General features: G+C 54.4%; 15 protein-coding genes. 11 read left to right on the forward strand and 4 right to left on the reverse strand.

The window, feature by feature from the left end; genetic code table 11:
* Position 1: 1 nt before the first annotated feature.
* Genes PREDE_RS04210 through PREDE_RS04220 form a run of 3 tightly spaced genes read left to right on the forward strand, consistent with a single transcriptional unit; the run spans position 2 to position 2,192 of the window.
* Positions 2-1,324 (forward strand): phenylacetate--CoA ligase family protein, encoded by a 1,323-nt coding sequence (locus PREDE_RS04210; protein ID WP_005844444.1) that lies wholly within the window; start codon positions 2-4, stop codon positions 1,322-1,324.
* A gap of 35 nt (positions 1,325-1,359) precedes the next feature.
* Positions 1,360-1,788 (forward strand): amino acid-binding protein, encoded by a 429-nt coding sequence (locus PREDE_RS04215; protein WP_005844446.1) that lies wholly within the window; start codon positions 1,360-1,362, stop codon positions 1,786-1,788.
* Entirely contained in the window at positions 1,788-2,192 is a 405-nt protein-coding gene (locus tag PREDE_RS04220; protein ID WP_015298475.1) for a PaaI family thioesterase, read from the forward strand. Before PREDE_RS04215 ends, PREDE_RS04220 begins: the two co-directional genes overlap by 1 nt.
* 12 nt (positions 2,193-2,204) lie before the next feature.
* Here the strand turns inward: PREDE_RS04220 and PREDE_RS04225 are convergent, their stop codons facing one another.
* Both PREDE_RS04225 and PREDE_RS04230 read right to left on the reverse strand, forming a co-directional pair.
* A complete protein-coding gene (locus PREDE_RS04225) occupies positions 2,205-2,465 on the reverse strand; it encodes a hypothetical protein (protein WP_015298476.1) in 261 nt (86 codons plus the stop codon).
* A gap of 85 nt (positions 2,466-2,550) precedes the next feature.
* A complete protein-coding gene (locus PREDE_RS04230; protein WP_015298477.1) occupies positions 2,551-3,486 on the reverse strand; it encodes an Rpn family recombination-promoting nuclease/putative transposase in 936 nt (311 codons plus the stop codon).
* A gap of 169 nt (positions 3,487-3,655) precedes the next feature.
* On the opposite strand from PREDE_RS04230, the gene PREDE_RS04235 reads away from it, so the two are divergent.
* A complete protein-coding gene (locus tag PREDE_RS04235) occupies positions 3,656-4,477 on the forward strand; it encodes a Nif3-like dinuclear metal center hexameric protein (RefSeq protein WP_005844453.1) in 822 nt (273 codons plus the stop codon).
* A 26-nt stretch (positions 4,478-4,503) separates the two neighbouring features.
* A complete protein-coding gene (locus tag PREDE_RS04240; protein WP_005844455.1) occupies positions 4,504-5,346 on the forward strand; it encodes a zinc ribbon domain-containing protein in 843 nt (280 codons plus the stop codon).
* Between the two features lie 109 nt (positions 5,347-5,455).
* Here PREDE_RS04240 and PREDE_RS04245 read toward each other — a convergent pair whose 3' ends face one another.
* Positions 5,456-6,280 (reverse strand): DnaJ domain-containing protein, encoded by an 825-nt coding sequence (locus PREDE_RS04245; RefSeq protein WP_005844457.1) that lies wholly within the window; start codon positions 6,278-6,280, stop codon positions 5,456-5,458.
* A gap of 128 nt (positions 6,281-6,408) precedes the next feature.
* Here PREDE_RS04245 and PREDE_RS04250 point away from each other — a divergent pair, with 128 nt between their 5' ends.
* The gene (locus PREDE_RS04250) at positions 6,409-6,618 is read left to right on the forward strand and encodes a hypothetical protein (RefSeq protein ID WP_005844459.1); all 210 of its coding nucleotides are present in this window, start codon (positions 6,409-6,411) and stop codon (positions 6,616-6,618) included.
* Positions 6,619-6,740: 122 nt separating this feature from the next.
* Here PREDE_RS04250 and PREDE_RS13420 read toward each other — a convergent pair whose 3' ends face one another.
* Positions 6,741-7,190 carry a type I restriction enzyme HsdR N-terminal domain-containing protein gene (locus PREDE_RS13420; protein WP_005844461.1) on the reverse strand — a complete coding sequence of 150 codons (450 nt, stop codon included), beginning with the start codon at positions 7,188-7,190 and terminating at the stop codon, positions 6,741-6,743.
* Between the two features lie 79 nt (positions 7,191-7,269).
* Here PREDE_RS13420 and holA point away from each other — a divergent pair, with 79 nt between their 5' ends.
* The 5 genes from holA to PREDE_RS04285 all read left to right on the forward strand — a co-directional run bounded on the left by holA (position 7,270) and on the right by PREDE_RS04285 (position 13,691).
* The gene (holA, locus tag PREDE_RS04260; RefSeq protein WP_015298479.1) at positions 7,270-8,298 is read left to right on the forward strand and encodes a DNA polymerase III subunit delta; all 1,029 of its coding nucleotides are present in this window, start codon (positions 7,270-7,272) and stop codon (positions 8,296-8,298) included.
* Between the two features lie 788 nt (positions 8,299-9,086).
* Positions 9,087-9,542, forward strand: a complete 456-nt coding sequence (locus tag PREDE_RS04270) for a helix-turn-helix domain-containing protein (RefSeq protein WP_015298480.1) — start codon at positions 9,087-9,089, stop codon at positions 9,540-9,542.
* Between the two features lie 366 nt (positions 9,543-9,908).
* On the forward strand, positions 9,909-10,682 hold the full coding sequence (locus tag PREDE_RS04275) for a dihydroorotate dehydrogenase electron transfer subunit (RefSeq protein WP_005844469.1): 774 nt from the start codon (positions 9,909-9,911) through the stop codon (positions 10,680-10,682).
* Positions 10,676-11,581: a dihydroorotate dehydrogenase gene (locus PREDE_RS04280; RefSeq protein WP_005844471.1), complete on the forward strand. Its 906-nt coding sequence runs from the start codon at positions 10,676-10,678 to the stop codon at positions 11,579-11,581. Before PREDE_RS04275 ends, PREDE_RS04280 begins: the two co-directional genes overlap by 7 nt.
* 43 nt (positions 11,582-11,624) lie before the next feature.
* Positions 11,625-13,691 carry a glycoside hydrolase family 43 protein gene (locus PREDE_RS04285; protein WP_005844473.1) on the forward strand — a complete coding sequence of 689 codons (2,067 nt, stop codon included), beginning with the start codon at positions 11,625-11,627 and terminating at the stop codon, positions 13,689-13,691.
* The last annotated feature ends 257 nt before the right edge of the window (positions 13,692-13,948 follow it).

The raw sequence follows: 13,948 nt of genomic DNA on the forward strand, positions 1-13,948 counted from the left end.
TATGAACCATTCTCCCTACTTTAACCCCGAGCTGGAGACCATGCCGCGCCCGCAGATAGAGGCCTTGCAGCTGGAACGTCTGCAAAAGACGGTGGCCCGCTGCATGCACTCCCCGTTCTACAAGCAGCGGTTTGCCGAGGCCGGCCTCTCGCCCGACGACATCCGGACGCTCGACGACTTGCGCCGCATTCCCTTCACCACCAAGCAGGACCTGCGCGATACCTACCCTTTCGGCATAGCTTCTGTGCCGCTGCGCGACTGCGTGCGCCTGCACTCGTCGAGCGGCACCACGGGCAACCCCACCGTGATACTCCACACCCAACGTGACCTGGACGAGTGGGCCAATGCCGTGGCCCGCTGCCTATGGATGGTGGGAGCGCGCCCCGACGACGTGTTCCAGAACACCTCGGGCTACGGCATGTTCACCGGCGGACTGGGATTCCAGTATGGAGCCGAGCGGCTGGGCATGCTCACCGTGCCCGCTGCAGCCGGCAATACCAAGCGGCAAATCAAGTTTATGACCGACTTTGGCACCACGGTGGTGCACGCCATACCCAGCTATGCCACCCGCATCTACGAGGTGATGCAGCAGGAAGGCGTCGATCCCAGACGCGACACACGGCTCAAAATCCTAGCCATCGGCGCAGAACCCCACAGCGACGAGCAGCGCAAACGTATCGAAGAGATGCTGGGCGTGAAGGCCTACAACTCGTTCGGCATGTCGGAGATGTGCGGGCCGGGCGTGGCTTTCGAGTGTCGGGAGCAAAACGGCATGCACATTTGGGAGGACTATTACTTGGTGGAAATCGTAGATCCGGAGACGCTGGAGCCTGTGCCCGACGGCGAAGTGGGCGAGCTAGTGCTCACTACACTGAACCGCGAGGCCATGCCGTTGCTGCGCTATCGCACGCGCGACCTCACGCGAATCATCCCCGGAACATGCCCCTGCGGCCGCTGCCATCGCCGCATCGACCGCATGAAAGGCCGGTCGGACGACATGATTGTGCTCAAGGGCGTGAACATTTTCCCCATCCAAATTGAGCAGGTTCTCATGCAATTCAGGGAGCTGGGCAGCAACTATCTCATCACACTCGACACCGAAGAAAGCAACGATGCCATGACGGTGGAGGTGGAATTGGAGCAGGGTTTCACCGACAACTTTGCCGTGTTGCAGCAACTTACACGCAACATTGCACATGCTTTGCACGACGAGATACTGCTCACGCCTCATGTAAAACTGCTTCCTGCCGGCACGTTGCCCGCAAGCGACGGCAAGGCTGTGCGCGTGGTGGACCGCCGGGCATTCCTTGGCGACAGGCGGTAGACTCCGTTTTTCTTAACCCAACAACCCACAGACTCATGGTAAACCAGATTTCAATCTTCATACAAAACAAGGCCGGCACGCTTGAAAAGGTGCTGCGCCTTTTCAAGCAATCACGAATACAGCTCATCACCACCACCGTGGCCGACACGCAGGACTTCGGTATCTGCCGTGTCATCTGCACGGAGCCGCAGCGCGCCTGCCTGGTGCTCAAGGAGGCTGGCATCACTGCTACGCTCACGCAGGTACAGGCAATCAGCCTGGACAACACGCCGGGCATGGCCGCAGATGCACTGGAAATCTTTGCAGCCGACGAGATAGAGATAAACTATCTGTACTCTTTCCTGCTGAAAAACCGGGGCGTACTCATCTTCAAGACCGACAACAAGGAACGGGCCGACCGGATCATCTCAGAACACCGGCTCACAGCACTCGACGACAAAGACTTGCTGAAACTGGCCGAATGATGGACACATTGACTTATTTCCAGAGCGACCGTTTTATCAATCACATTGACGCCCGGTTGGTGGAAGCCCATGAGGGATATGCCAAGGCCGTAATGACCGTGGCCGAACACCATCTCAACGGCTATGGAGTGTGTCAGGGCGGTGCCCTGTTCACCTTGGCCGACCTGGCCTTTGCCGCCGCCGTGAACAGCCATGGCATCAGTACACTCACCACGAACGCCAGCATCACGTATGTGAAATCGGCCAGACTTGGCGATCGGCTCACGGCCGAAGGACACGAGGTGGTGAACCACCACAAGATGCCATTTGCCGAAGTTCGTGTGTGCAATCAGCACCAGGAGTTGCTCGCCGTCTTCACGGCCAGCGGCTATCGAAAGGAGAAACACGGAGAAAGGAAAGGGTAGATTCCTGGGAATCTACCCTTTCTTTTGCTTCCACCACACTTTCAGCCGCTTCACGCCCTCGACTCCAAGGATGGTGAGACCGGCATACTGGAAGCATTTGGCCAAGCCAAAGAGGATGAACCAAAGCACGCCTTTAGCCACGGCAGAGGTAACAAAGGCCAGCTGGGCAAAGGAGAGGATATAAAAAGGAATGCAGAGCAACAGCGTCATGACACCGGTACGAAAGGACAGTTTGCCGAGATTGCGCCGCGCGGCAACAAGAATGGTCTTCATAAAAAAGAGAAAGTCAAATCCATAACATACAAAAAACAATTGTCGCCCCAAGGCTCTGATAGCCGCCATTGTCGCGACGAAAGCATTACAACCGGGCTATCTCCTCTATGGAAAGCCCTGTTCCCTCGGCAATCTGTTCGGCTGGGAGCCCCATGGCCTTGAGCTTGCGAGCCGTTTCCGTCAAGGCTTCGGTTCGGCCTTCGGCCCGCCCTTCAGCGATTCCCTCGGCTCTACCCTCAGCGATTCCCTTGGCTCTACCCTCGGCGATTCCCTCGGCCCGGCCCTCTAATTTACCCTCTCCACGTGCCGTGGTGATATTGTCGCGCAGAATGACTACATTGTCCAAATGACGGTAATAAGCGCGGAGCTCCTCGCGTGTCATGTGATCCAGCTTGAGCTTCTGCCGGGCCTCGTCCAAGCCCGGAGCGTCGGCATCGTCGGGAATCTCGCCTGTATTGAGGAAATAAATCCACTGCTCCAGCGGCACGCGGCTCCAACGGCTGAAGTCGTTTACCTTGAGAATCCAGTACTCGGGATAGAGATCACTCACGGCATCGACGCTGAATTTCTGCTGTTGAAAGGGCGAGAGCCGCAACACTTCGTTGTCGTGAATGCCCCGAAACTCCGTCTTGCCGTGATAAACATAGTCGCTACCTTCGCCAAGTTTGAAGTAAACGATGTTGATGGCATATACTTTACGGATGTTTTCGTAGCCCTGTCCACGGTTAATATACTCGGTGACGAGCTTTGAAGTGCCGAAAAGCATACGCTGAAAATAGGCAAACTCGGTCTCGTTCTGTACCTCAATGAGGTAGAGTGCGCCGCTCTCATCCTCGGCAAGCACGTCCACACGGTTCTGCTTGTCGTCTTCATGCTCCTGGTTGCTCTCGCTCTCCAGCAGCTTTTGAATCTTGATACGCTTGCCCAACAACGTGGTGATGAGTCCTTCGAGCACCCCATAGTTGGCCTTGTCGCGAAGCATGCGCTTCATGGCCCAGTCGAATCTGATATAGCTTGCCATAATCTTCTGTCTTTGTTCCTCGTGGCAAAAATACGGAAAAATACCCAACGCGCCAAGGATTGACTGCTTTTCGGCATACGGAGAGCACGCTAAATTTGGTTAAAAAGCAAGAGTACACCAACTTTTTCGCCCACTTTTCACTATCTTTGCACCCTAAACGTACTTTAGCGTGAAAATAAAAGAAGTGGTGAATGCCCTTGAACGATTCGCGCCTCTGCCCCTGCAGGAAGACTATGACAATGCCGGTCTGCAGCTCGGATTAACAGAAGTGGAAGTCTCAGGGGCTTTATTGTGTCTGGATGTAACCGAGCAAACGGTAGATGAGGCCGTGGCCTTGGGCTGCAATCTCATTGTGTCGCACCATCCTTTGATATTCCACAAACTGCGTCGCATCACGGGCGAGGACTACGTGCAGCGCACCGTGATGAAAGCCATAGAGCATCATGTGGCCATCGTATCCATGCACACCAACATGGACAGTGCCCGCGGCGGGGTGAATTACAGGATTGCACAGAAGCTGGGACTCGGCGATCTGCACTTCTTCGGACGGCAACAATCGGTGCCCATACCGGGTGCGGACGGACAGGAGTCTTCCGAAACGGTGGCTGGAGGAGAAGGCGTTATCGGCCGGTTGGCGGAGCCCATGGCAGCTGATGACTTTATCCTGATGCTGAAGCGGACATTTGATGTAGAATGTGTTTCGGCCAACCAGTTGCTGCGCCGCAGCATCGAACGGGTGGCCCTGTGCGGCGGAGCGGGTTCTTTCCTGCTGCCCCAGGCCATTGCTGCCGGGGCCGACGCCTTTGTTACAGGTGAGATGCACTATCACGAATACTTCGGACATGAGCAGGAAGTGCAGATTGCCGTCATTGGACACTACCAGAGCGAGCAGTTCACCAACGAGGTGTTCCGCGATGTCATTACCGCGGCCTGCCCGGGTGTAACGTGCCACCTGACGCGGACGAACACCAATCCGATTATCTATCTGTAACATTTTAAATCACATACCCACACATTATGACGAAGAAAGAACCCACAGAGCTGTCTGTCGAAGAGAAGCTGAACGCACTCTACCAGCTGCAAACCACGCTGTCGGCCATCGACGAAAAGCGTGCCCTGCGCGGCGAACTGCCCTTGGAAGTACAGGACTTGGAAGATGAAATTGCCGGCCTGAACACAAGACAGAGCAAAATTGAGAACGACATTGCCGACTTTCAGCAGGCCATTGCCCAGAAACGCAACGAGATTGAAACTGCCCAACAGAGCGTGGAGCGCTACAAATCGCAGCTCGACGAGGTGCGCAACAACCGCGAATACGACACGCTAAGCAAGGAGATTGAGTTTCAGAGTCTGGAGATTGAACTCTGCAACAAGAAGATCAAGGAGGCTACTGCCAAGGTGGCCGAACGGCAGGAGGACCTGGCTCAAACCCAAGCTACCATTGCCGATCGTCAGCAGGACTTGGACCACAAGCGCAACGAACTGGCCGAAATCATGCAGGAAACGCGCGAGGAAGAGGAGAAACTGAAAGAACGCGCCAAGGAACTGGAACTGAAAATCGAACCGCGTCTGCTCACGAGCTTCAAGCGCATACGCAAGGGTGCCCGCAACGGACTGGGCATTGTGTACGTGCAACGCGATGCCTGTGGCGGCTGTTTCAACAAGATTCCGCCCCAGCGTCAGCTCGATATCAAGATGCACAAGAAGATTATTGTGTGTGAATATTGTGGTCGTATCCTTATTGACCCGGAACTGGCCGGTGTCAAGACAGAGGCTGCCGTGGAGGAAAAGCCCAAGCGCAAGCGTACCACACGCCGCACCAAAAAGGCAGAAGACGAGGAAACCACCGAAGAGGCATAAGCCTCGCCAAGCAGTTTTACCACATCAATCATTGAAGCCCCATCACGGCCAACAGGCTGTGGCGGGGCTTCAACGTATAAGAAAAAGGAAAAAGAAAGGGCACCTGAAACTACATGCCACGGGCTTTCCACACCGTTTCCTTGGCAGCATTGATTTCCTGAAACTTCCGTTCGGCAGCCAGCCGCACGTCCTCGCCCAAGGAAGCCACCTTGTCGGGATGGTTCTGCAGGGCCAACCGCCGGTAGGCAGCCTTTACCTCAGCGTCCGTTGCCGTGGGAGCCACGCCCAAAACCTTATAGGCAGCGTCAAGATTGGAACCTCCATCGTGCAGGTTGAGCATGGAGTCTACGTCGCCTTCGGTCAGTCCCAAATACCGGGCACACTCGCGCAGGGCATTCACTTCCTCGCTGACCACCACGCCGTCGGCTTGGGCAATCATCACCAGAAAGTTGAGCAACTGCAGCCGCTGCTCGTAGGTCATGAGCTGGCGTAGCTGCTGGCAGCTGCTGAGCACAGCCGAACGATATTCGGCGTGGCCGAGCATCTTCTGCTGTTCAAAGAGTTTGCGCATCACCTGCTCCCCCTCGGCCACGGCTGTTTCGCCAAAATTGGTGCGCAGCCACTGGCGCACAAGGTTCATCTCTGAATGCATCACGCGCCCATCTATACGAATGATATAGGAAGCCAGCACGAGGAGAGAGAAACGAAACGTGCTGCGCACGCCTTCAGTAGAATCGTATCTGCCGGTGCCGAATCCCTGCTGCGAGAAGCCACTGCGGTGTCCACGCTGGGAGTCACCGGTGTATTTGTCATCGGCTGTGTCGGTGTCCGAGTCGAAGAGGGCGCCCAGCGCGAAGCCGGCCAATGCGCCTAAAGGACTGCCCGTAGTGATAAAACCAAAGAAACCTCCTATCCATTTGCCTAATTTTGCCATATCTTTCAGTCTTGTTCTAAACGGCAGCAAAGGTAGCGTTTTTCTGTTAAAAAACTGGCTATAGGTCAGCGTTTTGGCAAAAATTCACTAACTTTGCAACACGAATACCAACAAAACAAGCAACCATTATGAATATAGCAATTGCTTTCATAGCTTTCCTCGTTGTAGCCGTGGCCCTTTGGGGTATAGGCGAGTTGAACTACAAGGGCTTCCACTATGAGGAGGACAAGCCTCATCACCCGGATCCTACAGCTCATCAGGACGGTGATTACAAGGAGCTGAACATCCGGGACATCATGCGTGACAACAGCACCAAGGGTTTCGATGCCGTAGGCTGACCCTCCCGTGTCCGTGCGCCCGCAGGACGTATTGCGGCTCTTTCCACCCACACAGCACAAATCCCGCATGCAACCATACATGGTTTCATGCGGGATTTGGCGTTTGGAGAGCGTTCAAAACGTCAGATTTCTTCATATCTCGGAATGTGATCCATAAATAAATATTTTTTATTTGGATAATCCATTCGGCAGCAATGGTGCTGCAAGCCATTGGAGATGATGAGATAATCTACGTGGAGCAGCAAGTTGTAAGCAGAGATTTGGTCGAACACTTTCTGTGTAAGCTGGACGGTTGGAGCCTTGTATTCAATAATCATGCGCGGCTTCAGGCGGCGATCATAAAGCACACTGTCGGCCCGCAACTGCTTCTGCCCCACTTGCAGACTCACCTCATTGGCCAACAATGCAGCTGGATAACCCAAGTGTTCGATGAGGTAATGCACGAAGCTTTGACGCACCCACTCCTCTGGAGTCAAGGCTACATAGCGCCGACGCAACACGTCGAGAATGCGTGGATGCTCCCGCGAGCCCTGCAATTTTATGTCGAAGAGGGGTAGGTTTAATGGAATCATTTTATTATCTTTGCACGGAAATCTTCTTGGTGCAAAGGTAGCAAATTGCACCGAGAAACAGAAAATACCACTCAGAATTATGCCGGAAAAGAAAACCGCAACCACCTTTGACGCCATCATGCACACGCTCAAGGCTGGCAATTTCTCACCTATTTATATATTGATGGGCGACGAATCTTACTACATCGACCAGATTAGCGACTACATCCAGACCCATGCCTTGAGTCCCGACCAACAAGCCTTCGACCAGACCGTAGTCTTCGGAGCCGATGTCAACGCCGCCCAATTGGCCGACCTGGCCATGCAATACCCGATGATGGCACCGCGCAAAGTCATTATCGTGAAAGAGGCACAAGGCCTGCGTTCGTTCGACAGACTGGAAAAATATTTGGAGAAACCACAACCCAAAACGATTTTGGTGATTTGCTATAAGAATGGAACGCTGAATCGTCGAACCAAGTTTGTATCGATGGCCGAACGTTTGGGGGTGGTGTTTGAGAGCAAGAAACTGCGCGAATGGGAGCTTCCGGCCCACATCCGGGCCTACCTCACCAAGCACCAAGCCACCATTGACGACAAGAGTTCCAGCATGATTGCAGAGCACATCGGCGCCGACATGAACCGGCTGAAATCGGAACTCGACAAGCTGCTACTCTCCTTGCCCGACGGTGACCGGCGGGTAACGGCCGAGCTGGTAGAGCGCAATATCGGCGTAAGCAAGGATTTCAACGCCTTTGAACTACGTCATGCCATCGTAAATCACCATGTTTTCAAGGCCAATCAAATTATTAATTATTTTGACAAGAACCCCAAGGCCGGTTCCATTTATGCGTTTCTCCCGTTGCTCTTCAATTACTTTCAGAATCTCATGATTGCGTTCTACGCACCCAACAAAGCCGACAAACAAAGCGTCGCCGACTATCTGGAGCTCCGCAGTATTTGGGGTGTCAACGACTATATGACCGGCATGCGAAATTACTCGGGCACGAAAACGTTGGAGATATTAGAGAAAATACGCGAGGTTGATGCCAAAAGCAAGGGGCTGGACAACCCAAATACGAGTGCCGGAGACCTGATGAAAGAGCTTATTTTCTTCATTTTACACTGATTCCTTGACATTTTAACGCATTATTTTCTCTGGAAGAAGCATCCTCAAAGGATGCTTTTTTTGCTTTAACTCCACTGTTTTTCCGTGAGTTAAACCCATTTTACCCCCTTTGAAATTCGCGTATTTCAAAGTTCGTGCATCGTCATTCGCTATAGGCTCAAAATCACAAATAACAGCCTTTTTCCAGAAGCGCGAATTCACCGTTAACGTTTGTTTTAATTCGACAAGCTGAAATCCAAAGTGTCAAATTGAAGATTTTGCAGCTCGTGGTTCATGTTTTAAAACTCAAATGGCATAATCTTTATCTTCTGTTCAGTTTGTCAAATTCAAGGTTGCAAATCTTGGTTTGCAATTCAAAAACACAAATCGAATCTTCATGCAATCTTATAATCACAACACAAATGGCTAAGAATCAGATATTTGAAGCTCTCATTCGTATAAATTCAACAGTATATTGGGCCAAGGTCTGCCCGTTTATTGCATAATCGCATTGTAGTACAACATATAACATTGTATAGTAGCATACATGTCAATCCATTAGCTATTTATGTGTCAGAAACTCTTTGTCTTGATTTGAGCATGCGAATTTGGATTTGCGAATAACGGCTATACGTCTTGCGATTTCCCGTTATTCCCTGCGCGAATACGGGTTTTTAAACTCGAATTTACACCGTAAAACTTTTGCGATTAACCGTTGGAGATTTCAAATTTTCACTTTACCTTTGCAAATAGAAGCAAAAAACGGCAAAACGGTCTCCCAAGGCTCGCACTGCCACAAAAAGGAGCTTATGAAAGATAGAATCAAGAAAATTATGGAGAGCCAACACATGTCGCAGAAAGTGTTCGCCCAGTTCACCGGAATTTCAGAGGGCTCTCTGAGTGGCGTGTTCAACGGAAGGACCCGCCCCACCATACAGATGGTGGAATCGATCCATTCGCATCTGCCCAACATTTCTGTGGAATGGATGCTGTTTGGAACGGGCCCCATGTACACAGACAGCCTTTCAGTGGCTTCAGGCGAACAGTCACCCGGAACAGATGCCCACCAAGAGGGCCAGCAAAGTCTCCTCTCCCCCTCCCTTTTTGAAGGTCAAAGTGGCGATGCTTATGGCGGTGTCGCCGCGACACCCAACCGTATTGATAAAACGATCACTAAATATATTGACAAACCGGAACGGCGCATCACCGAGATTCGCATCTTCTACGATGACCAGACTTGGGAGACTTTCACTCCCAAGAGCTAACGGAAAGAGCATGGCACACACCAGAGTCCAGACCTTGGTATTGGGCTCCGGCTTCCTGTTGTTTGGCACCTTATTATATTGGGCTGCGTTTCCGGCTGTCCGTTCTCTAATATCCTGTGGCTTTAGGAATGGTTTCTGGCTACCCGTTCTTCGAGTGCCGATTGTCTTAGCTTCGAGGGGCTGCCGTCTTCAAGCGGAGCGTACGGGCAACGGATGTCCGGCATTTATGATTTCTATGACGGGCACAGATGGGCTGTTGTAGGAGACTTTCGCGTGCAAACACAAACTTTCCGCGCCCCCATGTCGCCCCTTCTCTAAAAAATCTCTAACTTTGCAGTGAGCTAACAATCCATCAAAGATAAACCCATGAAGAAATACTGTCTTGACCTGACCGTCAGTTCGACAGAGGCTTTGAGTGCCAAACACGCGCTCATCAGGCTTACCCACGAGGAGCCCCTGCCGGAAATGCAGCCAGGTCAATTTGTTGAAGTACGGGTCGACCACTCGCCCACCACTTTCCTGCGCCGGCCTATTTCCATCAACTGGGCAGACCCCTCGCGCAACGAACTCTGGCTGCTCGTGGCAGCCGTAGGCGAAGGCACACGCCGGCTGACCCGGCTCAAGGCTGGCGACAAGCTCAACTGCCTCCTGCCCCTGGGCCGTGGATTCATCAGCGCCGACGAGTCGGGGGCACGGCGCGTGCTCCTTGTTGGCGGCGGTGTGGGCGTGGCCCCACTGCTGTATCAGGGCGAACAGATTCGTCAGGCAGGCGGCCGACCCATCTTCCTGCTCGGTGCACGCACGGCCGCCGACCTGCTGGAACTCGACTGGTTCAAGCAGGTGGGGCCTGTCCATATCACCACCGAGGACGGTTCAGCAGGAGAGAAAGGCTTCGTGACCAACCACTCCATCCTGCAGCGTGAGCACTTCGACCTCATCCAAACCTGCGGCCCCAAGCCCATGATGGTGGCGGTGGCACGCTACGCACGCGAGAAAGACATTGCATGCGAAGCCTCGCTGGAGAACCTGATGGCTTGCGGACTGGGGGCCTGTCTGTGCTGTGTGGAAAAGACTACAGAGGGTAATCTCTGCGTGTGCAAGGAGGGCCCGGTGTTTAATATCAAGAGGTTGTTATGGTAGACTTAAGTGTAAAGATAAATCAATTGCGGTTGGCCAATCCCGTGATGACGGCCAGCGGCACCTTCGGCTATGGGCTGGAGTTTCAGGATCTCGTGCCTTTGGAAGAAATAGGAGCCATCATCATGAAAGGCACCACGCTCGAGCCGCGCGAGGGCAACGACTATCCGCGCATGGCCGAAACGGCTTCGGGCATGCTCAACTGCGTGGGGTTGCAGAACAAGGGGGCCGACTACTTCTGCCAACACATCTATCCTCAGATTGCCCATCTGCCCACACCGATGATTGTCAACGTGAGCGGGCACTCGCCCGAGAGCTATGCAGCCTGTGCGGCCCGGATAGGCACACTGGAGCATATACCGGCCATCGAGCTGAATATCTCGTGTCCTAACGTGAAGGATGGCGGCATGGCTTTCGGTGTTACCTGCGAAGGAGCGGCCAGCGTGGTGCGTGCCGTGCGGAAGGTTTACCACAAGACGCTCATCGTGAAGCTCTCCCCCAACGTGACAAGCATTGCCGACATTGCCCGTTCCTGCGAGGCAGAGGGAGCCGATGCCGTGTCGCTCATCAACACGCTCATGGGCATGGCCATCGACATTGAACGGCGGCAGCCCAAGCTCAGCATCCGCACGGGCGGCCTCAGCGGCCCTGCCGTGAAGCCCATAGCCGTGCGCATGGTGTGGGATGTGGCCCACGCGGTAAAGATTCCCGTCGTGGGACTGGGCGGCATTATGACCGCCGAGGATGCCATCGAGTTCATGATGGCGGGGGCAACAGCCATTGAAATAGGCACCGCCAACTTCATCGACCCGGCCGTTACCGTAAAAGTGAAGAACGGAATGGCCGACTGGCTCGAAAGCCACGGCTGCCGGAGCGTCACCGAAATCATAGGCACCGTGTAGTCTGCCTCCACCTTATTATATATAAGAACACTAAAAACTATCCATGAAAAAAGCAAATCTCCTCCTCTACTTGCTGCTGGCGGCACCGCTGGCAGCAGCTCCTGTCCTTGCCAAGACCAAGTCCTCCGCCCGTCCCATCGCCGGCGAGAAAGGCATGGGGGCCTATCTTATGGTGTATCACAAGGATGCCACGTCGAGCCTCTATATGGCAACCAGTCGTGACGGACACACGTTTACCGACGTGAACGACGGCCGCCCCATCCTCGACGGCGACACCATCGCCGCCCAGCACGGCGTGCGCGACCCACACATCTACCGCGGCCCCGACGGCTGCTACTACATGGTGGCCACCGACCTGCACGTAGACGGCAAGGCCAAGGGCTTCCGCACCACCCAGTGGGAGCGCGACGACAAGTATGGTTGGGGCAACAACCGCGGCATCGTGCTCATGAAGTCGCGCGACCTCATCCACTGGACCCACCGCGAAGTGTTCATCAACGAGCGGTTCCCCGAACGCTTCGGCGACATGGGTTGTGCCTGGGCTCCCCAGACCATTTACGACCCAACCACGGGCCGTATGATGATCTACCTCACCATTCGCGCCACTCCCGACGGCAAGACACGCTGTTACTACACCTACGCCAACAGCAGTTTCGACGACCTGGAGACTGAGCCACAGCTGCTCTTCGACTATCCCGACCCCAACATCCAAGTGCTCGATGCCGACATCACACCCATGCCCGACGGCCGATTCTTCATGACCTATGTGGCCCAGGAACAGCCCGGCGGCATACGCTACATGATTTCCGACCGCGTGAACAGCGGCTACCAGTACACCGAGGGACAGATAGACAACGAGAAACGGGGCTGCGAGGCCCCACAGATATACAAGCTCATCGGCCAGGACAAGTGGGTGATGATGTACGACGTCTACAGTCTCCGCCCGCACAATTTCGGTTTCATGGAGACCTCAGACTTCAAAACCTTCACCCCATTGGGCTATTTTGGCAAAAACCAGGGCACCATGCGCCACACCAATTTCCAAGAGCAGAAGCACGGTGCCGTGTGCCAAATCTCCGAGAAAGAGGCACGGCGGCTGGAGCAATACTGGGCCGACCAACAGGCCCGACAGGAAAAAAAGATGGGGGCTTACCTGATGGTGTACCACAAAGATGCCGACCATGGCATCCACTTTGCCCTGAGCCGAGACGGCTACAGCTTCACCGCACTCAACGAAGATAGGCCTGTTGTCAAGGGCGACACCATAGCAAGGCAGCGCGGCGTACGCGATCCGCACATCTATCGAGACGCTGAAGGCAACTTCTACCTGGCCGCCACCGACCTGCATATCTATGCCCAACGCGAGGGTTTGCGCAGTACAGAGTGGGAGCGTCCCGGCGAAAAGTACGGCTGGGGCAACAACCGAGCCCTCGTGTTGATGAAGTCGCGCGACCTCATCCACTGGGCCCACACCTCTGTTTGCCTGGACTCCCTCGACGCCTCGCTGCGCGAAATAGGCTGCGCCTGGGCCCCCGAAACGGCTTATGACACCGAGACCCACCGCCTCATGGTCTACTTCACCATGCGCCAAGGCACGGCCCAAGCCAGCCTTTACTACGCCTACGTGAACCCCGACTTCAACCGCTTCACCTCGCTGCCCAAGCCCCTCTTCACCTATCCCAAGCCCGGCATCACCGCCATCGACGGCGACATCTGCTGGGGCAACGGGCAATATCATCTGTTCTATGTGGCTCACGACGGCACGCCCGGCATCAAACAGGCCACGAGCAGCAGCATCACCGGCCCCTGGACCTACGACGATCGGTTCTGCGATGAGGAGAGCGTCAGCTGCGAAGCACCCCATGTGTACAAGCTCATCGGGCAGAAGAAGTGGATGCTCATGACCGACGTCTATGGTCAAAAGAAGCACAACTTCGGCTTCTACGCCACCACAGACTTCAGCCATTTCACCAATCTCGGACACTTTGGCGATGCCGGAAGCCCCATGCGCCACACCAATTTTGAGGAACAGAAGCACGGCGCCGTTTGCTGGCTCACCCAAGAGGAGGCCCGTCGTCTGGAGCAATACTGGAAGAAGAACCGCCGCTAAGCACTGTGTACCACAGCTGCGTTTGGGCCGGTCTGCCGTTTGGGCAGACCGGCCCAAACTGTTTCCAGTCCGCCACAACCGGCTGCTCGCAGTCCCGGCAAGCACTGCCGGCCTTTCCGCAAGCCGCCAACGGGACATGGAAATACAAAAAGTGGGAGCTGTGCAGAGACAGCCCCCAACCAACACAAAAACTAAACTAGACTTAACTAAACCGATTCAGGGTTTTCGCAAATCCCTCTTCGGTGACATTGCAAATA

This window comes from Prevotella dentalis DSM 3688, assembly GCF_000242335.1.
Lineage (GTDB): Bacteria > Bacteroidota > Bacteroidia > Bacteroidales > Bacteroidaceae > Prevotella > Prevotella seregens.